Annotated in this window: 23 protein-coding genes and 1 tRNA gene; 3 read left to right on the forward strand and 21 right to left on the reverse strand. The window is 74.3% G+C overall.

What is annotated here, in order from left to right:
* Positions 1 to 3: 3 nt before the first annotated feature.
* From ACFQTY_RS13875 to ACFQTY_RS13915, 9 genes are all read right to left on the reverse strand, one after another.
* Complete coding sequence (locus ACFQTY_RS13875; RefSeq protein WP_378101426.1) at positions 4 to 1,401, reverse strand: V-type ATP synthase subunit B; 1,398 nt, start codon at positions 1,399 to 1,401, stop codon at positions 4 to 6.
* Positions 1,398 to 3,107 (reverse strand): V-type ATP synthase subunit A, encoded by a 1,710-nt coding sequence (locus ACFQTY_RS13880; protein ID WP_378101428.1) that lies wholly within the window; start codon positions 3,105 to 3,107, stop codon positions 1,398 to 1,400. The genes ACFQTY_RS13875 and ACFQTY_RS13880 overlap by 4 nt, the downstream gene beginning before the upstream one ends.
* Positions 3,104 to 3,637 (reverse strand): hypothetical protein, encoded by a 534-nt coding sequence (locus ACFQTY_RS13885; RefSeq protein ID WP_378101430.1) that lies wholly within the window; start codon positions 3,635 to 3,637, stop codon positions 3,104 to 3,106. The genes ACFQTY_RS13880 and ACFQTY_RS13885 overlap by 4 nt, the downstream gene beginning before the upstream one ends.
* On the reverse strand, positions 3,634 to 3,855 hold the full coding sequence (locus tag ACFQTY_RS13890) for a V-type ATP synthase subunit F (RefSeq protein ID WP_378101432.1): 222 nt from the start codon (positions 3,853 to 3,855) through the stop codon (positions 3,634 to 3,636). The genes ACFQTY_RS13885 and ACFQTY_RS13890 overlap by 4 nt, the downstream gene beginning before the upstream one ends.
* Positions 3,852 to 4,283: an ATP synthase subunit C gene (locus ACFQTY_RS13895; RefSeq protein WP_378101434.1), complete on the reverse strand. Its 432-nt coding sequence runs from the start codon at positions 4,281 to 4,283 to the stop codon at positions 3,852 to 3,854. The genes ACFQTY_RS13890 and ACFQTY_RS13895 overlap by 4 nt, the downstream gene beginning before the upstream one ends.
* Entirely contained in the window at positions 4,283 to 5,683 is a 1,401-nt protein-coding gene (locus ACFQTY_RS13900; protein ID WP_378101435.1) for a V-type ATPase 116kDa subunit family protein, read from the reverse strand. The genes ACFQTY_RS13895 and ACFQTY_RS13900 overlap by 1 nt, the downstream gene beginning before the upstream one ends.
* Positions 5,670 to 6,593 carry a hypothetical protein gene (locus ACFQTY_RS13905; RefSeq protein WP_378101437.1) on the reverse strand — a complete coding sequence of 308 codons (924 nt, stop codon included), beginning with the start codon at positions 6,591 to 6,593 and terminating at the stop codon, positions 5,670 to 5,672. Before ACFQTY_RS13905 ends, ACFQTY_RS13900 begins: the two co-directional genes overlap by 14 nt.
* On the reverse strand, positions 6,590 to 7,036 hold the full coding sequence (locus ACFQTY_RS13910) for a hypothetical protein (RefSeq protein WP_378101439.1): 447 nt from the start codon (positions 7,034 to 7,036) through the stop codon (positions 6,590 to 6,592). Before ACFQTY_RS13910 ends, ACFQTY_RS13905 begins: the two co-directional genes overlap by 4 nt.
* 71 nt (positions 7,037 to 7,107) lie before the next feature.
* Positions 7,108 to 7,512 (reverse strand): nitroreductase/quinone reductase family protein, encoded by a 405-nt coding sequence (locus ACFQTY_RS13915; protein ID WP_378101441.1) that lies wholly within the window; start codon positions 7,510 to 7,512, stop codon positions 7,108 to 7,110.
* A gap of 112 nt (positions 7,513 to 7,624) precedes the next feature.
* On the opposite strand from ACFQTY_RS13915, the gene ACFQTY_RS13920 reads away from it, so the two are divergent.
* Positions 7,625 to 7,954 carry a YchJ family protein gene (locus tag ACFQTY_RS13920; RefSeq protein WP_378101443.1) on the forward strand — a complete coding sequence of 110 codons (330 nt, stop codon included), beginning with the start codon at positions 7,625 to 7,627 and terminating at the stop codon, positions 7,952 to 7,954.
* A 12-nt stretch (positions 7,955 to 7,966) separates the two neighbouring features.
* Here the strand turns inward: ACFQTY_RS13920 and ACFQTY_RS13925 are convergent, their stop codons facing one another.
* Both ACFQTY_RS13925 and ACFQTY_RS13930 read right to left on the reverse strand, forming a co-directional pair.
* The gene (locus ACFQTY_RS13925) at positions 7,967 to 8,926 is read right to left on the reverse strand and encodes a cold-shock protein (protein ID WP_378101446.1); all 960 of its coding nucleotides are present in this window, start codon (positions 8,924 to 8,926) and stop codon (positions 7,967 to 7,969) included.
* A gap of 214 nt (positions 8,927 to 9,140) precedes the next feature.
* Positions 9,141 to 9,214, reverse strand: a tRNA-Pro gene (locus ACFQTY_RS13930).
* A gap of 155 nt (positions 9,215 to 9,369) precedes the next feature.
* Between ACFQTY_RS13930 and ACFQTY_RS13935 the strand changes: the two genes are divergently transcribed.
* Positions 9,370 to 10,599 (forward strand): NAD(P)/FAD-dependent oxidoreductase, encoded by a 1,230-nt coding sequence (locus tag ACFQTY_RS13935; RefSeq protein WP_378101449.1) that lies wholly within the window; start codon positions 9,370 to 9,372, stop codon positions 10,597 to 10,599.
* A 57-nt stretch (positions 10,600 to 10,656) separates the two neighbouring features.
* Here the strand turns inward: ACFQTY_RS13935 and der are convergent, their stop codons facing one another.
* From der to ACFQTY_RS13985, 10 genes are all read right to left on the reverse strand, one after another.
* A complete protein-coding gene (gene der / locus ACFQTY_RS13940) occupies positions 10,657 to 12,147 on the reverse strand; it encodes a ribosome biogenesis GTPase Der (RefSeq protein WP_378101813.1) in 1,491 nt (496 codons plus the stop codon).
* Between the two features lie 146 nt (positions 12,148 to 12,293).
* On the reverse strand, positions 12,294 to 12,989 hold the full coding sequence (locus tag ACFQTY_RS13945; protein ID WP_378101451.1) for a lysophospholipid acyltransferase family protein: 696 nt from the start codon (positions 12,987 to 12,989) through the stop codon (positions 12,294 to 12,296).
* Positions 12,986 to 13,696: a (d)CMP kinase gene (cmk, locus tag ACFQTY_RS13950; protein ID WP_378101453.1), complete on the reverse strand. Its 711-nt coding sequence runs from the start codon at positions 13,694 to 13,696 to the stop codon at positions 12,986 to 12,988. Before cmk ends, ACFQTY_RS13945 begins: the two co-directional genes overlap by 4 nt.
* Complete coding sequence (locus tag ACFQTY_RS13955; RefSeq protein ID WP_291757497.1) at positions 13,693 to 14,802, reverse strand: prephenate dehydrogenase; 1,110 nt, start codon at positions 14,800 to 14,802, stop codon at positions 13,693 to 13,695. Before ACFQTY_RS13955 ends, cmk begins: the two co-directional genes overlap by 4 nt.
* On the reverse strand, positions 14,799 to 15,548 hold the full coding sequence (locus ACFQTY_RS13960; protein ID WP_337975491.1) for a pseudouridine synthase: 750 nt from the start codon (positions 15,546 to 15,548) through the stop codon (positions 14,799 to 14,801). The genes ACFQTY_RS13955 and ACFQTY_RS13960 overlap by 4 nt, the downstream gene beginning before the upstream one ends.
* 224 nt (positions 15,549 to 15,772) lie before the next feature.
* On the reverse strand, positions 15,773 to 16,507 hold the full coding sequence (gene scpB / locus ACFQTY_RS13965) for an SMC-Scp complex subunit ScpB (RefSeq protein ID WP_378101457.1): 735 nt from the start codon (positions 16,505 to 16,507) through the stop codon (positions 15,773 to 15,775).
* The gene (locus ACFQTY_RS13970; RefSeq protein ID WP_378101459.1) at positions 16,504 to 17,421 is read right to left on the reverse strand and encodes a segregation and condensation protein A; all 918 of its coding nucleotides are present in this window, start codon (positions 17,419 to 17,421) and stop codon (positions 16,504 to 16,506) included. The genes scpB and ACFQTY_RS13970 overlap by 4 nt, the downstream gene beginning before the upstream one ends.
* The gene (locus tag ACFQTY_RS13975) at positions 17,405 to 18,265 is read right to left on the reverse strand and encodes a ParA family protein (protein WP_291757499.1); all 861 of its coding nucleotides are present in this window, start codon (positions 18,263 to 18,265) and stop codon (positions 17,405 to 17,407) included. Before ACFQTY_RS13975 ends, ACFQTY_RS13970 begins: the two co-directional genes overlap by 17 nt.
* A gap of 77 nt (positions 18,266 to 18,342) precedes the next feature.
* Positions 18,343 to 19,281 carry a site-specific tyrosine recombinase XerD gene (gene xerD / locus ACFQTY_RS13980; RefSeq protein WP_378101462.1) on the reverse strand — a complete coding sequence of 313 codons (939 nt, stop codon included), beginning with the start codon at positions 19,279 to 19,281 and terminating at the stop codon, positions 18,343 to 18,345.
* A 19-nt stretch (positions 19,282 to 19,300) separates the two neighbouring features.
* A complete protein-coding gene (locus tag ACFQTY_RS13985; protein WP_378101465.1) occupies positions 19,301 to 20,254 on the reverse strand; it encodes a heme o synthase in 954 nt (317 codons plus the stop codon).
* A gap of 407 nt (positions 20,255 to 20,661) precedes the next feature.
* Between ACFQTY_RS13985 and tkt the strand changes: the two genes are divergently transcribed.
* A complete protein-coding gene (tkt, locus tag ACFQTY_RS13990; RefSeq protein WP_378101467.1) occupies positions 20,662 to 22,839 on the forward strand; it encodes a transketolase in 2,178 nt (725 codons plus the stop codon).
* The last annotated feature ends 54 nt before the right edge of the window (positions 22,840 to 22,893 follow it).

A 22,893-nucleotide genomic window follows, 5' to 3' on the forward strand; every position in this document is an offset into this window, starting at 1 on the left:
GGGCTACCCCTCGGTCCGGGGATGCTGCGCGAGGAACCGCCGGGACAGCATCGTCAGCTCCCGAGCCGGCAGCACCGTGAGGACCTGCCAGCAGCGTTCCAGGGTCTCGTCCAGCGTGCGCCGTTCGCCCTGGCCCTGGTCGGTCAGCACGCGCTCGAAGGTGGTCGCGAACTCCAGGTACAGCTGGTCGGTGCCGTTGAGGGCGGCCTCCCCGACGATCTCCGCCAGCTGCTGCACCTGGCGGGCGCGGGCCAGCGCTGCGAGCAGCTGGGCGGCGACCTCCAGGTGGTCCTCGCGCGTGCGACCTGCACCGGCACCGCTGCGCATCAGCCGCGACAGCGACGACAACGGGTCCACCGGCGGGTAGATGCCGCGGGCGTGCACGTCGGAGGTGAGGACGATCTGACCCTCGGTGATGTAGCCGGTCAGGTCCGGTACCGGGTGGGTGATGTCGCCACCGGGCATGGTCAGCACCGGGACCACGGTCAGCGAGCCGGCGACGCCGCGGATCTGGCCGCAGCGCTCGTACAGCGAGGCCAGGTCGCTGTACAGGTAGCCGGGATACGCCCGGCGCCCGGGCATCTCGCCGCGAGCCGCGGCGACCTCACGCAGCGCCTCCGCATAGCTCGTCATGTCGGCCAGCACGACGAGCACGTGGCGGTGCTGCTCGAAGGCGAGGTCCTCGGCGACGGTCAACGCGATGCGCGGGGTCAGGATCCGCTCGATCACCGGGTCGTCGGCGGTGTTGAGCAGCAGCACCAGCTCGCCGGCCGCCGATCGCTCCTCGAGGCGGGCCCGGACGGCGTCCGCATCGGGGTGCGTGACCCCCATCGCGGCGAAGACGACGCAGAACGGCTCGTCGCCCGACATGGACTGGGCGGCGATCTGCGCCGCCAGCTCGAGGTGCGGCAGGCCGGCGGCCGAGAAGATCGGCAGCTTCTGGCCGCGGACCAGGGTCATCAGGGCGTCGATCGCCGAGATCCCGGTCAGCACCGGCTCGGCCGGCGGTCGTCGGTGCACCGGGTTCAGCGGGCTGCCGGCGATGGGCGCCGTCCTGGTCGCCACGATCGGTGGACCACCGTCGACCGGCTCCCCGCGACCGTTGCACACCCGGCCGAGCCACCCGGGCCCGATCGGCACCCGGAGCGGTGCACCGGCGAACGCCACCTCCGTCCTGCCGGGCACCAGCCCGTCGGTGCCCTCGAGCACCTGCACCACCGCGAGATCGTGGTCGACCTCGAGCACCAGGCCGTGACGCTCCGGCTCGCCGGCCGCACCGACGATCCGGACGACGGCGAACTCGTCCCAGCCGACCCGCTCCACACCGCGCACCACGAGGAGCGGCCCGCGCAGGTCCCGCACACCGGCGTAGCGGACCGGGAACCAGTCGGTGGTGCTCATGGCAGCGCCGCCAACCGGTCGAGCTGCTGCTGGCGACGGCTCGCGATGCCGCCGGCCCCGTCGGGCGGCGTGTCCTGGGCCGCGCGCAGCAGCGGCGAGAAGTCGAGCTCCTCGATCTCCGTCGCGGTGCTGCCGCCCTCGATCGCCGCCTCGCACCGGTCGACCACGTCGAGCACCGCATCGATGAGCGCCGCCGTCTTCGCCGGTGCGCAGCGCGCGTCGTTGTCCGACAGCGCGTTCTGCTGCAGCACCCCTTCGCGCAACAGGCGGCCCGCCAGCAGGACGACGCGCTCGTGCCCGGGCAGCGACCCTGCGCCGACCAGCTCCGCGAGCTCGCCCAGGCGGTCGGCCTCCGCCAGGAGGGTGGTGACGCGGGCGCGTCGGGCGCCCCAGCCCGGGTCACCGTTGCTGGCGTACCAGGCAGCCAGGCCCTCGGCGTCGCGCGAGAAGGACCCCGACCACGCCACAGCGGGGTAGTGCCGGGCGTAGGCGAGGCCCCGGTCGAGGCTCCACAGGGTTCGGACGAAGCGCTCGGTCTGGGCGGTCACCGGTTCGGTGGTGTCCCCACCCGCGGGAGACACGGCGCCGATGATCGTCACGGACGCGGTGGCGCCACCGAGCGTCACCGCGCGACCCGCTCGTTCGTAGAAGGCGGCCAGCGCGGACGACAGCGAGGCCGGGTAGCCCTCCTCCGCCGGCAACGCGCCGGAGCGGGAGCCGAGCTCGCGCAGGGCCTCCGCCCACCGCGACGTCGAGTCGGCGATGACCACCGCGTGGTAGCCCATGTCGCGGAAGTGCTCGGCGACAGTGACCCCGCTGTAGATGCTCGCCTCGCGGGCCATCATCGGCATGTTCGAGGTGTTGGCGATGATCACCGTGCGGTCGGCGAGCAGTCGACCCGTCCGCGGGTCGGTCAGCTCGCCGAGCTCGTCGAGCACGTCCGCCATCTCGTTGCCGCGCTCGCCGCAGCCGATGTAGACGATCACGTCGGCGTCGCACCACTTGGCGATCTGCTGCAGCAGCATCGTCTTGCCCGTGCCGAAGCCGCCGGGCACCGCCGCACTGCTCCCCTGCGCGAGGGGGAAGACGGCGTCGAGCACGCGCTGGCCCGTGACCAGGGGAGCTGCTGCGGGCAGGCGCTCGCGGACAGGTCGAGGGCGGCGGACCGGCCACCGCTGGCTCATCGTGACCTCGACGCCGCCCACCACCGCGACCACGTCCTCCGTGCCGTGGGCACCGGCGACGGCGACGTGCTCGACCGTGCCCGACACGCCCGGCGGTGCCAGGACCCGGTACTCGATCCCGCCCGCCGGCACCGTGCCCAGCAGGGCGCCGTCGCCGACGTGCTCCCCGACCGCGATCGCGGGGCGCCACTCCGCTTCGCTCCTGCCCGTGTCGTGGCGGGTGAGCGGACCGAGCCACGTCGGCGCGTCGGACAGCGGACGGAGCAGGCCGTCGAAGACGCCACCCAGCAGCTGCGGACCGAGGGTGGCCGACAACGGGTGCCCCAACGCCTCGACCGGGTCCCCGACCGTGAGGCCGCCGGTGTACTCGTAGGCCTGCACCGAGACGACCTGGTCCTCGATCGCCACGACCTCTCCGGGCAGCCGCGCCGCCCCAAGCGCGACCACCTCGGCCATCGCGACGCCGTCCAGGCCGTCCACCTCGACCAGCGGGCCGCTGACCCGGGTCACCCGGCCGCTCATCGGTCGTCCCACAACGCCGCGAGGTCGAGCCGGTCGAGAGCGTGCGCGACGAGCGCGTCGACCGAGGCGTCGACCCGGCGTCCGTCCGGCACCGCGCCGACCACACCGCCGGACGGGTGCGGCTCCAGCCGCGCCTCGTTACCCAGCCGGGCGACCACCAGCGCACCGAGCCGCCCCTGCCGGGCGGGCTCGGCGAGCAGCTCCTGCACCGCCGCACGCGCCGCGGCGCACAGCTGCTCGTACGCCGTGCGCTCCGCCGCGAGGACGATTCGTCGCGCCTCGCGACGCGCTCGGGCCTGGTCCAGGGCCCGCCGTCGGTCGGCATCCGCCTCACCGGCGGCACGTGCCTGGTCCAGGACCTCGGCCGCCTGGACGCGTGCCGCGTCCGTCTGGGTGCGCGCCGAGAGCTCGGCGTCCGCCCGAGCCGCGTCGGCATCGGCCTGCGCCCGGCGCAGCAACGCCTGCTCGAGCGGCTCGAGTGGGTTCGCGGCCCTGGTCTCACCGGGAGGGGTCGCCGTGCCTGCGGTCATGACGGCAGCCGCGCGGTGAGGGGTGCGCCGCGTGCGCGGGTGGCGTCGCCGATGGCGTCCGCGGCCGCCGCGGACAGCAGCACGATCGCGACGGTCGGCGGCAGCTGCTGCCAGGTGGCCCGCGCCTCCTCGGCGTCCCGGACCGCGTAGGTGCGCGCACCGGCGAGCGCGAAGCCGCTGACGAGCTCCGCTGACCCGATGACGGCGACGTCGCTCATGCCTTGCCGATCAGGATGATGGACACGATCAGCCCGTAGATGGCGATCCCCTCGGCGAGCCCGACGATCACCATCGCGCGCCCGAACAGCTCGGGCCGCTCGCTGATCGCGGCGAGCGCGGCGGCGCCGGTGTACGCGACCGCGATCGCGGCGCCGATGGAGGACCCGGCCACCGCGATGGCCGCCCCGATCAGCGCGGAGCCGTTGGCGGCGGTCGAGGCCGCCGCGGTGACGGCCTGGGGTGCGTTGGCCGCGGCGGACGGCCCCGCACCGGCCACCATGGCCACGACGACGAGCGCCGCGACCAGCAGCAACCCGTTGGCGGCCAGGACGACGCGCAGCGCGGGTCTGCCCCGACGTCGCAGCGCCCAGCTCGTGGCGAGCCCGACGACGAGGATCGCGGGCAGGCAGATCGTCCAGATGATCATCAGGCCTCCGTCGGTGCGAGCGGGACGTGCCAGGGCCGGAAGGGCCGGCCCTCGCCCTCGAAGATCCGGGAGAACAGCTCGTAGTACTCCAGCCGCAGCGCCTGGATGCCGGCGACCAAGCCTTCGAGGGCGAACGTCAGCACGTTGCCGACCACGAAGACGAGCACGGCCGCGGCCACTCCGGGCACCCCGCGGTGGGCCAGTGCCGTCGCTCCCTGCCAGACCACCAGGCCCAGCGCGGCATGGGTGAGCCCGAAGGCGGCGAGCCGGGCGAAGCTGACGAGGTTCGAGCCGAGGCGGACGACCAGGTCGACCAGCTCGACCATCGCCTGGCTGGCACCGGCGGCACCGCCTCCGGCCGCGGCGAGCAGCCCGGCGTAGCCGACCACCAGCGCCGCCACCGCGACGACCCCTCCGGCGACGGTCACGGCGGCCAGGTGCAGGTACAGGCCTGCGGCCAGCGTGCCGAGCCCGAGGAACAGCGACGCACCCGCCAGCCCGGACGGGGCGTACACCGCGCGTCGCCAGCCGCCCTCCCGGAACCGGTTGACCGAGCCCAGCGCGTACGCCCCGGCGAGCAGCAGCGCACCGACCGCGATCGCGACCAGCAGCAGGGTCACGGCGTTCTCCAGCGGAGACAGCCAGATCACGGGGACCACGCCCGTCGGCCCGAAGAACTCGCCGTAGAGGACGCCGAACACCGTGCTGGCCAGCCCGGCGCCGGCCAGGAACAGCCAGTACGGAGCCAGCCGCGCGAGGCGCTGCCACCGCCCGGACCGGACGGCCAGGGCCGCGAGCAGCAGCAGGGCACCGTGACCGGCGTCCGCGAACATCATCCCGAACATCACCACGTAGGCGATGCCGGCGAGCAGCGACGGGTCGACGTCGCGGTACGGCACCGTCGCGTACGTGCGGACCAGCCCGGCGAAGTCACGGCCGGGCCCACGCTCCGACAGCAGCGTGGGCGGGTCGACACCGCGAGGCGCGGGCAGCACGAGGACCGAGGCGTCGACCGCCGCCAGTGCGGCGGTCAGCCCGCGCACGGCGTCTACCGGCGCCCAGCCGGCCAGCGCCGACACGCGCCCCCTCGTGATGGCGTCCCCGGCCCGGGCATCGAGCTCGGCCTCGCCGGCCAGCAGGTCCGCACGGCCGTCCCGCTCCCAGGCGGGGAGGTCGGGCCGGCGGCCGAGGAGCGGCGTCACCTGGCCGCCGCGGCCCAGGCGCCGGAGCGCGGCCGCGGCACCCGACTCCGCCGCGCCGGGGCTCCGGTCCCCCAGCTCGTCCAGCTCCACACAGCCCTGGTCGGCGACCGTCACCAGCAGCTCCCGCAGCTGGTCGGCGGGTGCCAGGAGCGCCACCCGCTGCATCCCGACGGGGTTCAGGGCGTCATGCCACCGCACCGAAGTCCTCCGCGACGTGGCCACCCCGTGGTGCGAGCTCCAGGGCCGCTCGCACCCGCCACGCGTCGACCGCGAGCCGCGCGACGGTCCCGACGAGCGCCCCCGCACCGGCGGCATCTCGGTCGGCCATCGCAGCCGCCTCCCGGTCGACTCGCCCCCACCAGCCGGCCTCCGCACGCCACAGCTGCTCCGGCGCGCTGACGTCGGCCAGGGCCCACCGTGCCGCCCGCGGCAGGGCGCCGGCCAGCTCCTGCAGCGAGAGCGCGTTGCCGGCGGCGGGCCCCAGCACCCGCGAGGCGAGGAAGCGCACGCGGGCGCCCGGTGGAGCGGCTCGGTACGCCAGCTCGCGAGCGAGCACGAGGGCGGCCGCAGCCGATGCCCAGGCACGTGCGTTCGGGACGTCGACGACGATCCGGCCGGCCGCCGACAGCCGGGTCGCCACGGAGACCTCGTGCAGGTCGTCGCTGCCGGGGTCGTCCCAGTGGGACTGCGCCAGCACGCGTCTCAGGCCCTGCACATCGGTCGTGGCCGCCAGGCGTGGCCAGGCGGTCGCGAGCGCGCCCAGCTGGTAGGGCGCGGGCGGCGCCGGGTCGGCACGACGCCGCAGGTGCTCGTCGATGTTGAGGGCCTCGACCGGTGCCGCCAGGGCGCGCAGCATCACGACACCGTCCCGCGGTGCCCACCCCGCCAGAACCCGCACGTTCCAGACGAAGGTCGCCACGACGGCGCGCTGAGCCTCGGCGAGCGTCTGGTCCGGCCGCACGTCGTGGGCGTACGGCCCGCTGGCGAGCTCCGACACCGCCGCGGCCAACGAGGGCCGGGCCGCCAGCGCGCGAGCGGCCTCCGGACCGAGCCGTCGCCGCCGCATCGCCGTGGACCGGACCCCGACGGCGACCCACCCCGCGCTCATCGCGGGTCGTCCCAGGCCGCGTCGACCAGGTCGGTGACGGCGGTGGCGACGTGAGCGACGTAGTCCCCCATGCGCCGCTCGGCCTGCGCACGCAGCCGTGCGGCCCGCGTTCGCGCGGCCGCGAGCTCGGCATCGGACACCTGCCGGCCGACCTGCTGGGCGCGTGCCATGGCGTCGGCACGCTCACCGGCCGCCCGCTGCTCCGCCGTGGCCGCGATGCTCCGGACCTCGTCCGCGGCACGCCTGCGCAGCTCCTCGGCGTCGAGCCGACCCCGCTCGACGAGCCCGTCGCAGAGCGCCTCCGTCGGTGCCAGCCGGGCGAACACGGGCTCCAGCTCGGCGATCGCGTCCGCGACGCGGTCCTGCGGCACGCCGGCGACGGCCGCCGGGCCCGGAGCACCCGCTGGGAGGAACCTCCGCAGCGGACCGGGAATGCGTGGCATCCCGAGCCTCCCTCCAGGACGGCTCTCGGCTCCTTCCACCCTGGTGCCGATCTCCGGCCCTGGTACAGGGTCTAAAGACCGTGGCGGACGACCGCCTCGCTCGTGCCACTCGACGGTCCACGCGGGTCGAGCACCACCACCGGCGAGCTCGCCACCCACTCCTCGACCGAGTAAGGCTGCTCGGCATACCAGGGCTGGAGCCGCCACGCCTCGGCGATGATCCGTCGCCGTCGGTCGGGGTCGGTGACCTCCCGCGCGACGACTGCCCGCTCCCGCTGCGGATCGCGCAGCCGGACCACTGCCGCCGGGTTCACCCGCAGGTTCGCCACCCACGCCCGCGGGCCCGGCGTACCGGTCAGCACCAGCGCGGCGTCGGTCACCACGTACCACAGCTCGACCGAGCGCCACCGACCCGTGCGCCGCCCGAGGGTCCTGAGCACGCACGTACCGGTCGCCGGCATCTGCGACGGGCTCACGGCTCCAGCGTAGGAACTGGCGGCCCGACGGGTGACCCCGGGTGCGGACCGCCACGGCGATGGGAGGCTTGCGGTGTCTCCGCGACGGCGGAGCGTTCCCCTGGAGGTGGCGGTGACCAGGTCGTGGGGCAGTCCGGGGCTCGAGACGGCCGAGGCCCTGATGCGATCGCGGTTCGCCGCGTTCCGCGACGGCGATGCGGCCTGGCTGCTCGACTCATGGCATCCGTCGACGCGCCCGACATCCCTCGACCTGACCGACAACCCGGTGTGGCGCGGTCTGCAGGTGGTCGACGTGGTCGGCGGTGGACCGGAGGACGACGCCGGCATCGTCGAGTTCCGGGCGACGTACGTCCTCCCCACCGGCGGCGTCGAGGTCATGCACGAGCGGTCCCGGTTCGTCCGCGAGGACGGACGCTGGTACTACGTCGCCCCGGCCGAGTGAGCCGGATGGGGCTCAGACCCGCTCGACGCCGTCGGCCTGCGGTCCCCGGTCGCTCTGTCGGACCTTGTACCGGACGCGGTCGCCCTCCTGCAGCGCCTCGGCGCCCCTGACCACCGACACATGCACGAAGAGGTCCGCACCACCGGAGTCGGGCGTGATGAAACCGAAGCCCCGATCGGCGTCGTAGCGCGCCACGACGCCCTCGCCGCCGCGCACCGGCCCGTCCGACCCTCTTGAGCGGCCCGGTGTCGCCGGCGCGGCCGACCGACCACGCGGCGCCACGGCGGGGGCACCGCGCTGTGCCGTGCCGCGCACGAGCCGGACGTTTCGGGCCTGCGGCCCCTTCTCGCTCTCGGCGACGTCGAAGGTGACGCGATCGCCCTCGGACAGCTCGGTCAGGCCTCCGGCGAGCGCCCGCACGTGCACGAAGGCGTCCTCACCACCGGAGTCCGGAGTGACGAACCCGAAGCCCTTGTCCGCGTCGTACCAGGTCACGGTGCCGTCTGCCCCGTCGGACGCCACGACGCGCTGGGCCGCCTCAGCCCCGAGCGGCAGCAGGTGGTCCGCCTGCGGCCCCTTCTCCCCCTCGACCACCAGGAACGCCACCCGCTGCCCCTGCGAGATCACGCCACCGGTCACGATCGCCGAGCTGTGCACGAAGATCTCCGGGCCACCGCCGTCGGGCGAGACGAAGCCGTATCCCTTGCCCGGCTCGTACCAGGAGACGGTGCCGAGCAGGCCCACCGGCGCATCGGCAGCGAGGTCCCCGATCACGCGGACACGACGTGCCTGCGGGCCGCGGTCACCCTGACCCACCTCGAACTCCACGACCTGGCCCTCGCGCAGGATGTTCGACCCGCCGTCCGTCACCACCTCGGAGGCGTGGACGAACAGGTCGTCGGCCTCGTCACCGAGCGCGAGGAAGCCGAAGCCCCGCTCCGCGTCGAACCACCGGACGGTCCCTTGGGGCACGGTCGACTCCTCCTCGTACGGATGCTGCTGTCACCCCGCGTGCGGACCGCAGGGCGTTCGGGTGCGGACGTCGTCTCGCGGACCACCACGGACCGCGGTCCGAGCTGAGCTTCGGGCACGATCCAGGCCAGGACACCGGTCCCGAGACCTCTGGTGACAGCTCAGGGGCTCGCAGGGATCGCCCCCTGCAAGCCCCTGCCCCGGACCTTCACTGTCGGGCTGACAGGATTTGAACCTGCGACCCCTTGACCCCCAGTCAAGTGCGCTACCAAGCTGCGCCACAGCCCGCTGGCCCCGCAGGACCGCGCGCAATGCTACCCCACGCGGTCGGCCGCCCTCCCCCGCCGGCCGGTGCCCGGGTGCGGGTCGACGGCATGTCTCGGCGCGCTCCGCACCATCGGAGGGCCTAGCGTGACCTGCAGGAGCGTCGCGAGGAGGCCCCCATGCGATTCGACTACGACTACGTGATCGTCGGCGGCGGGATGGCGGCTGACGCCGCCGCCCGTGGCATCCGGGAGCTCGATGCAACAGGGTCCATCGCGATCCTCGGGGACGACGCGGAGCCGCCGTACGAGCGGCCTCCGCTCTCCAAGGACCTGTGGCGCGAGCCGGACGGTGCCGAGCCGTTCCTCGACACCGCGGCCGCAACGGGTGCGCAGGTGCACACGTCCACGCGGGTGACCGCCGTCCGTCGGGCGCAGCGCGTGGTCGTCGCCAACGACGACGACGAGTACGGGTACCGCGCGCTGCTCCTGGCGACCGGGGGCCGGCCCCGCGAGCTGAACCTCGGCCCGTCCCGGGAGGTCGTCTACTTCCGGACCCTCGGCGACTACCACCGGGCGCGGGCGCTGACGGGCGGCCCCGTCATCGTGGTGGGTGGTGGGTTCCTGGGAACCGAGATCGCCGCCGGCCTGGCCACCGCGGGCGCCGCGGTCACGCTGCTGACGCCGGACGCGGAGATCGGCGCGGGCGCCTATCCCCCGGGCGTCGTCCGCCGCATCCGGGCGGCGTTCGACCAGCACGGGGTTCAGGTGGTCACCCGGGCCCGCGCGAGGTGGCTCGAGCGTCCGGCTGCGGGTCGCGTGGCGGTGCACGCCGGGACGGACGACCACCCGATGGCGTTCGCGGCGGCCGGCGTCGTCCTGGCCCTCGGCATCGAGGTGAACGCGGAGCTCGCCCGGGCGGCGGGGCTCGTCGTCGACGACACCGGGGTGCGCGTCGACCAGCACCTGCGCACGCTCGACCCGTTCGTCTTCGCCGCCGGCGACATCGTGGACTACCCCGACGTGCGGCTGGGCCGCCGGCGCGTCGAGCACGTCGACCACGCGCAGAGCTCCGGCGCATGCGCCGGACGAGCCATGGCCGCCACGCTGACCGGCGGTGAGCTTCCGGTGTACGATCACACGCCGTTCTTCTGGTCGGACATCTTCGACCTCGGGTACGAGGCGGTCGGCCGGCTGGACGCGTCGATGCAGCTGGTCGAGGACTGGGCACCCGGCCGCGAGGACGAGCACGGCATCGTCTACTACGTCAAGGACGAGGGCCTGCAGGGCGTGCTGCTCTGGGACGTGTACGGCAAGGTCGACGAGGCGAGCGCGTTGCTGGACGAGCTGCACGAGGCCGGGTCGCTGCCCGACCCCGAGTCGCTGCGCGGGCGCATCGCTCTCGACTGACCCGCCTCCGGGCACCCGTCACCGGGCACCCGCCGCCGGTACGCCGGACCGGGTCGGTCAGCGCCGGCGCTTCTCGCGCACCCGCACCGAGATCGCGATCGGCGAACCCTCGAAGCCGAAGGTCTCGCGCAGGCGACGCTCGATGTACCGGCGGTAGCCGGCCTCGAGGAAGCCCGTCGCGAAGATGACGAACCGCGGCGGGCGGGACGACGCCTGGGTGGCGAACAGGATTCGTGGCTGCTTGCCGCCCCGCAACGGGTGCGGGTGGGCCGCCACGAGCTCGCCGAGGAACGCGTTCAGCCGACCGGTCGGGATGCGCGTGTCCCACGACGCGAGCGACGTCTCCAGGGCAGGCACCAGCCGCTCGGCGTGCCAGCCCGTCTTCGCCGAGACGTTGACGCGCGGCGCCCACTGCACCTGCACCAGGTCCTGCTCGATCTCCCGCTCCAGGTAAGGACGACGGTCGTCGTCCATCAGGTCCCACTTGTTGTACGCGATCACCAGGGCGCGCCCGGCGTCGACCACCTGCGAGATCACGCGGGTGTCCTGCTCGGTCAGCGGCTGCGACGCGTCGACGAGGACGACGGCGACCTCCGCCTTCTCGATCGCGGCCTGCGTGCGCAGCGACGCGTAGAAGTCGGCGCCGCTCGTCTGGTGCACGCGGCGCCGGATCCCCGCGGTGTCGACGAACACGTACGGCACACCCTTGAGCAGGACCAGCTCGTCGACCGGGTCGCGCGTGGTGCCGGCGACGGAGTCCACCACGACCCGCTCCGACCCGGCCACCTTGTTCAGCAGCGAGGACTTGCCGACGTTGGGCCGCCCGACCAGCGCGACCCGCCGGGGCCCGTCCGGGATCGCCGTGTCCCGGGCCGACTGCGCGGGCAGCACGTCCATGGCGGCATCGAGCAGGTCACCCGTGCCACGGCCGTGCAGGGCGGAGATCGGGTGCGGCTCGCCGAGGCCCAGGGCCCACAGCGCGGCGGCCTCCGGCTCCATCGAGGGACCGTCCACCTTGTTCGCCGCGAGCACCACCGGCTTGCCGGAACGCCGCAGCAGGCGCACCACGCGCTCGTCGGTGTCCGTGGCGCCCACCGTCGCGTCGACCACGAAGACCACCGCGTCGGCCAGGTCGATCGCGACCTCCGCCTGCTCGGCGACCCGCTTGTCGATGCCGGCGACGTCCACCTCCCAGCCGCCGGTGTCCACCAGCAGGAAGTCCCGTCCCGACCACTCGGCGGGATACGTCACCCGGTCCCGCGTCACGCCGGGGGTGTCCTCGACGACAGCCTCTCGGCGTCCCAGGATGCGGTTGACCAGGGTCGACTTGCCGACGTTCGGACGGCCGACCACCGCGAGGACGGGCAGCGACAGCGGCGCGACCGTGGCGCCCTCGCCGCCCTCCTCGCCCTCGAGCAGCTGCAGGTCCTCGTCCTCGAGCTCGTACTCCTCGAGACCGGCGCGGAGCGCCCGCTCACGGGCAGCGTCCTCGGGCTGCGGTGCGACTGCCGCGGCGACCTGCTCAGCGGACGGCACCGTGGTCGGCACGGCCGTCGACTCGTCGGGCAGCTCGAGCTCGGGCGTCGGATCGATGGGGCTCACCGCACCATTGTCCCTGCCCGGCTGCCCGGCAGGGACCAGGACGTGTCGGCGTCAGCCCGGCCAGCCTCGCGGGGGTCCGCGCGCCGCTGCCCTCAGGGTGCGAGCGTGTCCCGGCGCGGGTCGTCGGCCGGCAGCCGCATCGCGGAGCGTTCCTGCAGGTCCGCCACCAGCGCCGCGAGGGCCAGACGGACCTGCGTCGAGGTGCGGTCGATCTGCTCCCGGCGCGACCCGGCGGCCTCCACCGCGATCGGCTCGCCCGCCTCCATCACCAGGTGACGCCGCAGGCCCGGGACGTGGCCGAACGTCTCCCCCGTCCGCCGCGTGCCCAGGATGGCGACCGGCACGACGACCGCTCCCCCGTGCACGGCCAGCCACGCCGCACCCGCACGGGTCTCGTCCACGGCGCCCCGGCCCCGGTTTCCCTCCGGGAAGATGCCGACCGCCCCGCCTCGACGCAGCACGGCAAGGCCCGCCTGCAGCGCCGACCGACCGTTGGCACGGTCCACCGGGATCTGGCCCGCCGCCCGCAGCACCGCACCGACCGGCCCGTGGAACATCTCCTGCTTCACCAGGATGTGCAGCGGCCGCGGTGCCATGCCGATCAGCAGCGGCCCGTCGATCGCCCCTGTGTGGTTCGCGGCCAGCACGACGGGACCCGTGCGGGGAACGCGCTCAGCCCCGATCAGCTGGGTGTCCCAGACGACGCGGCCCAGGAACCGTCCGACCCATCGGGCCCACGCCGGCCCACCGGCCCAGGGCGCGAGGTCCGCAGGGACGGACGCGGTCACACCGTCCGTCCGCAGACGCGCGCCACCACCGCCAGAACGGCCGCGACGGTCCCGGGGAGGTCCAGGTCCGAGGAGTCCACCGTCACCACACCGTCCGCGGCCGTCTGGAACTCCACCACGGTCGAGTCGTCGGCGTCCCGGCGCAGCACCTGGTCGCGGGTCGCCTCGACGGCCGCAGCCGACGCGGTGCCGTGCACCTCGCGGGCACGGCGGGCGAGCCGTGCCTCCGCACTGGCCGTCAGCAGCACCCGCACGTCGGCGTCCGGCGCGACCACCGTGGTGATGTCCCGGCCCTCGGCGACCACCCCCCGGCCCTGCGCGACGCCACCGACGGCACGCTCCGCCCCGATCAGGTCCCGCTGACGGCGGTTCAGCTCGGCCCGCACCGCCAGGTTCGTCGCCACCTTGCTGACCGCCTCCGAGACCCACGTCTCGCGGATCGGTCCGGCCACGTCGACCCCGCCGACGTGCACGCCGGGAGCCACCGGGTCCATCCCCATCACCAGCGGCATCCGACGGACCACGTCCGCCACGGCACCCTGGTCCTCCAGCCGGACACCCTCCTGCAGGCACCACCACGTCGCCGCCCGGTACATCGCCCCGGTGTCCAGGTACGCGAGCTGCAGGTGCCGGGCCACCAGCCGGGACACGCTCGACTTGCCGGACCCGGACGGTCCGTCGATCGCCACCACCAACGGCGCGTTCACCGCACCACCCTCCAGCCCCGGGCGGTCAGCTCGGTGTGCAGGTGCTCGGCGCTGCCGGGCAGCACCGAGATCTCCGCCACACCGACCGGACGGCCCGCAGCGTGCTCGATCTGCAGGTCCTCGAGGTTGACACCGGCGGCCCCCACGTCGCCCAGCAGCCGGGCCAGCTCGCCCGGGCTGTCCGGGACCAGCACGCTGACCACCGAGTAGGCGCGCTGCGCACCACCGTGCTTGCCCGGGATCCGGGCGACGCCGGCGTTCCCGGCGGAGATCGCGCGTGCGATCGTGCTGAGGGCACCCGGTGCCACGTCCTCCGGGCCGGTGGCCAGAGCGGCGTCGGTCAGCGCGGCGATCACGCCGTCGAGGTCCGACCGGACCTCCATCAGCACGGACCGGACCGCCAGGGCGTTCGCGGCCAGGATCGAGGTCCACAGCGCGGGGTCGCTCGCGGCGATGCGGGTGACGTCCCGGACGCCGGGTCCGGCCAGCCCGAGCGCCGCGTCGTCCAGGTCGCGCAGCCGCGCCGCGACCAGGCTGGCCGCCAGCTGCGGCAGGTGGGACACGCTCGCGACGGCGGCGTCGTGCTCCGCGGCGTCCATCGCGACCGGCAACGCACCCAGGTCCACCGCCAGCGCCCGCACGGCGAGCACGGCGTCGGGGTGCGAGACGCCGGAGTCGGCGATCACCCACGGCCGTCCCAGGAACAGGTCCGGGACGGCGGCGGACGGACCGGACCGCTCGCGGCCGGCCATCGGGTGCGAGCCGACGTACCGGCGCAGGTCGGCACGAGCGCCCCGCAGCTCGGCCAGCACGTAGCCCTTGACGCTCGCCACGTCGGTGACCACCGCCGTCGGGTGCGCCGCCAGCTCGGCTCGCACCACGTCCGCGGTCACGTCCGGGGGCGCGGCGACGACGATCAGCACAGGCTCCGGGTCGTCGGGACCCGCCGGCGTCCCGGCGCCGACGTCGCGGGCGAGCGCGAGGGCGGTGCGTGACGGGTCGGACAGCTGCACCTCGACGCCGTGCCGCCGCAGTCCGAGGCCGACGGAGGCGCCGAGCAGCCCGGTGCCGACCACCCGCACCGGACCACGGGTCGCGATGCTCACATCCCCACCGCCGTCATCAGCGTGCCGAGCTCCACCCGCCCCAGCACACGCGTGCGGCCCGGAGGCAGGTCGCCCAGCCGGATCGGGCCGATCCTCGTCCGAACCAGCCGGACCACCGGGTGCCCCACCTCGTCGAACATCCGGCGCACCACGCGGTTGCGACCCTCGTGCAGCTCCACCTCGACCAGGCTCGCGCGGTTCGTGGTCTGCAGGATCTGGAACCGGTCCACCTGCACGGGCCCGTCCTCGAGCTCGACCCCGCGCAGCAGCACAGCGCCGAGCGACGGCCGCACCTCGCCCTCGACCTCGGCGACGTAGGTCTTGGCGACCTCGTACGACGGGTGGGCAAGCCGCTGCGCGAGCTCACCGTCGTTGGTCAGCAGGATCAGACCCTCGCTGTCGGCGTCGAGCCGGCCGACGTGGAACAGCCGCTCGGGGCGGTCGGCCACCAGCTCCGACAGCGACGGACGACCCTGCGGGTCGTGCATCGTGGAGACGACGCCGCGCGGCTTGTTCAGCGCGATGGTGACCAGCGTCGCATCGAGCTGCAGACGCTCACCGTCGACGTGCACCACGGCCTTCGTCGGGTCGATCCGCACGCCGAGCTCGCGCACGACGACACCGTCCACGCTGACCCGTCCGTCGGCGATCAGCTCCTCGCACGCGCGCCGGGAGCCGAGGCCCGCGCCTGCGAGCACCTTCTGCAGCCGGATGCCCTCGGGGTCGTGCACGTCCCGCTCGGGCACGGCGGGTGCTGCCGGGCGCCGGGCGCCGCCCCTGGCCGGAGCGCTGCGTCGACCGGCTGCGGATGCTCCCCGCCGCTCACCGGGCGCTGCCCCTCGCGGCGCACCGCCCCGACCGCGAGGTGCGCCGCCGCCGGCACCACCACTGCCACTGCCGCCCGATCCGCCCCGGCGTCCCGGCTGCGGCGACCGCCGTGCACGACCACCTCCGGTCGTCCCGTTGTCGCTCATGCCGTTCCTCCGTTGCCGTCGAGGCCCTCCAGCGCGTCGATGTCCGGCAGGTAGGGCGCCAGCGGGGGCAGCTCGTCGAGGCTCGACAGGCCCATCCGCTCCAGGAAGTATCCCGTGGTCGCGTACAGCAGTGCACCGCTCGACGGGTCCGTGCCCACCTCGGCGACCAGACCGCGCGCCGTGAGGGTGCGCACCACGCTGTCGACGTTCACTCCCCGCACGGCCGACACCTGCCCTCGGGTGACCGGTTGGCGGTACGCGATCACGGCGAGGGTCTCGAGCGCCGCCTGGGTCAGCCGTGCGGACTGCCCGTCGAGCACGAACCGACCCACCACGTCCGCGTAGACGGGCGCCGAGTAGATGCGCCAGCCGCCCGCCGCCGAGCGCAGCTCGAAGCCGCGGGGCCGGCCACCGTCCCGCCCGGCGTACTCGTCGGCGAGCTCGTGCAGCAGCCGCTCGACCTGGTCGACCGGCAGGGCCAGCACGGTGGCGAGACGGACGGCCGGCACCGGCTCGTCGGCCACCATCAGGACGGCCTCGAGCGTCGCCATCGCGCCGCCGGGCAGCTGGTCGACGTCGAACGCGAGCTCGTCCGCCGCCGGCTGCGGGGTGCTCGAGGGCGAGCCGGACGGCTCGACGGCGCCAGCGACGGGGCCGTCGGCCGTCACGCCAAGCGTCTGCCCGTCGGTCTCGTCGTCCGCCTCCACACCGTCGAGGTGGTCCTCGCTCATGCCGTGCCCTCCTCCGCGGAGCGCTGCTCCGGTTCGTCGTCCGCCTCGAGCTGGTCGAAGTCGCCGGCCACCGCGATCTCGCCCTCGTCGGTGCCGGTCCACCGCACCGTCAGCTCGCCCAGCGGGACCACCTGCTCGAAGGCGACCGCCGACTCGCGGAAGAGCTCGAGGAGCCCGAGGAACCGCGCGACGACGACGAGCGTCGACTCCGCGTCCTGCACCAGCGAGCGGAACGTCGCCGTGCTGTGCCGCCGCAGCCGGTCCACCAGCACCGCGGCCTGCTCCCGCACGCTGACCGGCGGGGCGTGCAGGTGCGACAGGTCCACCTGGGGAACCGCACGCGGGGCCTGCGCCTTGGCCGCCAGGGCGGCGAGCTGCTCGGCGCCCAGCTGCCACACGAGCTCGGGCAGCAGCGCCGCCAGGTGCGGCTCCAGCTGGACGGCCCGTGGGAACCTCCGCCCCTCGGTCAGCAGGCGCTGCCCGATGTCGGCCGCCACCTCCTTGTACGCGCGGTACTGCAGCAGGCGGGCGAACAGCAGGTCCCGGGCCTCGAGCAGCTCGAGGTCCTCCGCGTCCTCGACCTCACCCGTCGGCAGCAGCCGGGCGGCCTTGAGGTCGAGGAGGGTCGCGGCGACGACGAGGAACTCCGACGCCTGGCCCAGGTCCCAGTCGCGCCCCGCCTCGCGGATGTGCGCGATGAACTCGTCGGTCACCTGCGCGAGCGCCACCTCGGTGATGTCGAGCCGGTGCTTCGCGATCAGGCCGAGGAGCAGGTCGAACGGGCCGGAGAACACGTCGAGGTGCACCTCGAACGCACCGCGGCCGGCCGGGACCACCGGTCCGTCGACCACGGGCGCGCCGACGTCGCCGACGGGCTGCGTCGGAGCGGCTGCGCCCTCAGGCGGCGTCGCCACGGGCGACGAGCTCGCGCGCCAGCTGTCGGTAGGCCGCCGCACCGGAGTGGGTCGGGGCGTACGTGGTGATCGGCTCGGCCGCGACGGTCGCGTCCGGGAACTTCACGGTGCGACCGATCACGGTCTGCAGCAGGGTGTCGCCGAACGCCTCGTGCACCCGCGCCACGACCTCACGGGCGTGCAGCGTCCGCGAGTCGTACATCGTCGCGAGGATGCCGTCCACCTGCAGGCGGGGGTTGAGGCGGTCGCGCACCTTCTCGATCGTCTCCACCAGCAGCGCGACACCGCGCAGCGCGAAGAACTCGCACTCGAGCGGGATCAGCACGCCGTGCGCCGCCGTCAGGGCGTTCACGGTGAGCAGGCCGAGGGACGGCTGGCAGTCGACCAGGATCACGTCGTACGAGTCGAGCGCGGGACGCAGCGCGCGGGCCAGCGCCGACTCACGGGCCACCTCGCCGACCAGCTGCACCTCGGCAGCGGACAGGTCGATGTTCGCGGGGAGCAGGTCGAGGCCGGGGACGGACGTGGTCCGCAGGATGTCCTCGTAGCCGACGCCCCGGTCCATCAGCAGGTTGTAGACGGTGTGGTCCAGCTCGTGCGGGCTGATGCCCAGCCCCACGGACGCCGCACCCTGCGGGTCGAAGTCCACCACCAGCACCGTGCGGCCGTACTCGGCGAGCGCCGCGGCCAGGTTGATCGTGGTGGTCGTCTTGCCGACGCCACCCTTCTGGTTGCACATCGCGATGACGCGAGCAGGACCGTGCGAGGCCAGGGTCGTGGGGACCGGGAAGTCCGGCAGCGGACGCCCGACGGCATCCCGTTGCGTGTCGGTCGTCTGGCTCACCGTGCGTTCACCACGCGGACAACCTACCGGAGCCCCTGCCGCGGCAGCCTGCGACAGACCGGCCACCGTGCACCTCCTCAGCGCGCACGCGGATGGCTCGCCGCGTAGACCTCGCGCAGCGTCTCCGGCGTGACAAGCGTGTAGATCTGCGTGGTGGTCACCGAGGCGTGGCCCAGCAGCTCCTGGACGACGCGGACGTCGGCACCGCCCGCCAGCAGGTGCGTCGCGAACGAGTGCCGCAGCGTGTGCGGCGACACGTGGGCTGAGGCGGGCAGCCCCGCGCGCTCGGCCGCCGTCCGGAGCGCTGACCAGGCGCTCTGCCGGGACAGCCGGCTGCCCCGCGTGTTCAGGAAGATCGCCGGCGTCCCGCGCCCCGCGGCGGCCAGCGCCGGCCTTCCCCGCACGAGGTACGCCTCGAGCGCCGCGGCCGCGAAGCGCCCGACGGGCACCACCCGCTCCTTGGAACCCTTGCCGAGGACCCGGATCCAGGCACGGCCGACGTCCAGCTCGAGGTCGTCGACGTCCGCACCCACGGCCTCGGAGATGCGTGCCCCGGTGGCGTAGAGCAGCTCCAGGAGCGCCCGGTCGCGCAGCGCGGCCGGGCCGTCACCGAGCCCCGCGGCGCCGAGCAGCCGCTCCACCTCGTCGACCGACAGCGCCTTGGGCAGCCGCCGCGGCTGTGCCGGTGGACGGACGTCGTGCGCCACGTCCGCCGGCACCAGTCCCTCGAGCAGCCAGAAGCGGTGCAGGCCGCGGGCCGCGACCACGGCACGCGCTGCCGATGCGGCAGAGAGGACGGCGCCGCCGTCGGTACCGGTCCGCGCCGCCAGGACGTAGTCCTCCACGTCACGTTCGGTCACGTCCTCCGGTCCCGTGCGCCCGCGCCCGGTCAGGAACGCGAGGTACCGGCTCAGGTCCCGCCGGTACGCCGCGAGGGTGTTGCGGGACAGGCCACGCTCGACCGTCAGGTGCGCCAGGTACGCGTCGAGCGACCCGGCCAGGGGACCCTCGCTCATCTGGGCGGCCCGGTGACCGTTAGAACGGCAGGAACACGTCGACCGAGACGGCGACGGACAGCAGGGTCAGGTACGTGATCGAGTGGTGGAACACCCGCATGGCGCGCATCCGGTGGTGCTCGGGGTCCCGGGCCGCCCGCAGCAGGGTCAGGCACGAGCCGACGAACCACAGCCCCAGCACCGCCGCCACCACCGTGTACACCAAGGTCAGGTGCGCCACCGGACCGAGCAGCAGGCTGCACGCCACCATCGCGACGGCGTAGCCCAGCATCTGGCGCGCGACCTTCAGGTCCGGTGCCACGACCGGCAGCATCGGGACGCCCGCGGCGGCGTAGTCCCGGCGGAACTTCATCGAAAGCGGCCAGTAGTGCGGCGGCGTCCAGAAGAAGACGACGCCGAACAGCAGCGCCGCGGCCCACGAGACCCCGCCCGTGACCGCGGACCAGCCGATGAGCACCGGGAAGCAGCCGGCGGCGCCGCCCCACACGATGTTCTGCGGGGTACGCCGCTTCAGCAGCAGCGTGTACCCGACGACGTAGATCAGGATCGCGGCGGCGGTGAGCACGGCCGAAGCCGGGTTCACCACCAGCCACAGGAACGTCAGCGACGCCGCGGCGAGCACCAGGCCGAACGTCAGCGCCGCCCGTGGGCTGACCACCCCGGTGGCCGTCGCCCGCCGACGGGTCCGGTTCATCACCCGGTCGATGTCCCGGTCGATGTAGCAGTTCAGGACGTTCGCGGCGCCGGCGCCGCCCGCACCGCCCGCCAGCGTGGCGGCGATCAGCCACAGCGGCGGCAGCCCGCGCTGCGCCAGCAGCATCGTCGGCACGGTGGTGACCAGCAGCAGCTCGATCACGCGCGGCTTCGTCAGCGCCACGTAGAGCCCGATGCGGTGCCGCAGCCGCGCCCAGCGGCCCGAGCCGACCGGCTCCGGCGGCAGCGCGACGAGCCCGTGCGGACCTGCGGGTCCCACGACGGCCCCGACGGCTCCCGGTCCCGACGGCGACCGCCGCAGGCCGGCACCGCCCGCGGACGGGTGGTGGGGCGCTCCGGACGTCGCGGGCGCACCCGCCTGTTCCGCTGGGCTGGTCAGTCGCACGCGGTGCTGTCCGATCGTCGGCTCGTCGTCCTAGGGCGTTGTCATGCTACGCATCGCCCGTCGTGATTGGGACCTGAGTCCCAGGTGCCGCCGCCTCCGAGGTGCCGTCCCACGCCTGGTGCCCGCCCAGCGAGTGCTCAGAGGTGGGCGATAGGCTCGTGGCGCAGCATCCGTCGGCGCGACGCGCGCCGGGTGCCTGCCGGTCCGAACGTCCCCGACGCGGGTCTCCGCGGGCCGCTCGACGTCGTCGTCCGGCCCTGCCCGGGCGGGAATGAGGTGTGGTGAACGCGAAGGCTCCCCTGGCCGCCACCGTCGGCTGGACCGACCTGGACCGGAAGGCTGTCGACACCGTCCGGGTGCTCGCAGCGGATGCGGTCGAGAAGGTCGGCAACGGGCACCCCGGGACGGCGATCAGCCTGGCTCCCGCCGCCTACCTGCTCTACCACGACGTGATGCGGCACGACCCGGCGGACACCCACTGGCTCGGTCGGGACCGGTTCGTCCTCTCCGCCGGGCACTCGAGCCTGACGCAGTACATCCAGCTCTACCTGGGCGGGTTCGGCCTCGAGCTGTCCGACATCGAGGCCCTGCGCACGTGGGGCTCCAAGACGCCCGGCCACCCCGAGTTCCGGCACACCAAGGGCGTGGAGATCACCACCGGGCCGCTCGGTCAGGGCATCGCGTCCTCCGTCGGCTTCGCGATGGCGGCACGCCGCGAGCGCGGCCTGCTCGACCCCGACGCCGCACCCGGCACCAGCCCGTTCGACCACATGGTCTACGTGATCGCCTCCGACGGTGACCTCGAGGAGGGCATCAGCGGCGAGGCGTCCTCGATCGCCGGCACGCAGGACCTGGGCAACCTCGTCGTCATCTGGGACGACAACCACATCTCCATCGAGGGCGACACGCAGATCGCGTTCAACGAGGACGTGCTGGCCCGGTACGCCGCCTATGGCTGGCACACCCAGCTGGTGGACTGGACCGTCGGCGGCGCCGACGGCTACGTCGAGGACGTCGACGCCCTGGCCGCCGCGATCGAGGCGGCGAAGGCCGTCACCGACCGGCCGTCGTTCATCGCGCTGCGCACGCTGATCGCCTGGCCGACGCCGGGCAAGACCAACTCCCACTCCGCGCACGGCTCCAAGCTCGGGGGCGACTCCGTCCGGGGCCTGAAGGAGGAGCTCGGGTTCGACCCGGACAAGAGCTTCGACGTCGACCCAGCCGTGCTCGAGCACACCCGTGGCTCCTTGGCCGAGAAGGCCAAGACCGAGCGCGCCCGGTGGCAGGAGAAGCTGGACGCCTGGCGCGCCGCGAACCCGGACCGGGCCGCGTTGCTGGACCGGCTGTCGGCTCACGAGCTGCCCGAGGGCTGGACGGACGCCCTGCCCGTGTTCCCCGCCGGCAAGGCCGTCGCCACCCGGGCCGCCTCCGGCGACGTGCTCTCCGCACTCGCTCCCGTGCTGCCGGAGCTGTGGGGCGGCTCCGCCGACCTCGCCGGCTCCAACAACACGACGATGAAGGGCGAGCCGAGCTTCATCCCGTCCAAGCGCTCCACCAAGGAGTTCGCCGGCGACGAGTACGGCCGCACGCTGCACTTCGGCATCCGCGAGCACGCGATGGGCGCCATCGTGTCCGGCATCGTGCTGCACGGTCTGACCCGCGCGTACGGCGGCACGTTCCTGCAGTTCTCGGACTACATGCGCGGCTCGGTGCGGCTGGCGTCCCTGATGGGCATCCCGACGGTCTACGTCTGGACGCACGACTCGATCGGCCTCGGCGAGGACGGGCCGACGCACCAGCCCGTGGAGCACCTGACCGCGCTGCGCGCGATCCCGGGCCTGGCCGTCGTGCGGCCCGCCGACGCCAACGAGACGGCCGCCGCCTGGCGGGCCACCCTCGAGCGCACCGACGGCCCGGTCGGCCTGATCCTCACGCGGCAGAACGTGCCGACGTTCCCCCGCGGCGAGCAGGGTTTCGCGACCACCGAGGGCGTGACGCGCGGCGCCTACACCCTGATCGACGCGTCCACCGGTACGCCGGACGTGATCCTGATCGGGACCGGGTCCGAGGTGCAGCTGGCCGTGGCCGCGCGTGAGCAGCTCGAGGCCGACGGGGTGCCGACGCGCGTGGTCTCCGCGCCGTGCCTCGAGTGGTTCGCCGAGCAGGACGAGGAGTACCGCGAGTCGGTGCTGCCGTCCGGCGTGCGCGCACGCGTGTCCGTCGAGGCCGGGATCGCGATGTCCTGGTACAAGCTGCTCGGCGACGCCGGCCGCGCCGTCTCGCTCGAGCACTACGGCGCCTCGGCGGACTACGAGACGCTGTACCGCGAGTTCGGCATCACGGCGGAGGCCGTTGCGGCAGCCGCCCACGAGTCGCTGGCCGCGGCGCGCGGGGACGGGACACCCTCGTCCAGCGCCGGGTCCCCCACTGCGCAGGGCACGGGAGACCTGCCTGCGTGATCCTGGGGCGAGGCTCGCGCGCCACCGCCTGACGCGTACCACCGGAAGGGGAAC

The organism is Cellulomonas sp. T2.31MG-18, assembly GCF_964266755.1.
In the GTDB taxonomy this organism is placed as follows: domain Bacteria; phylum Actinomycetota; class Actinomycetes; order Actinomycetales; family Cellulomonadaceae; genus Cellulomonas.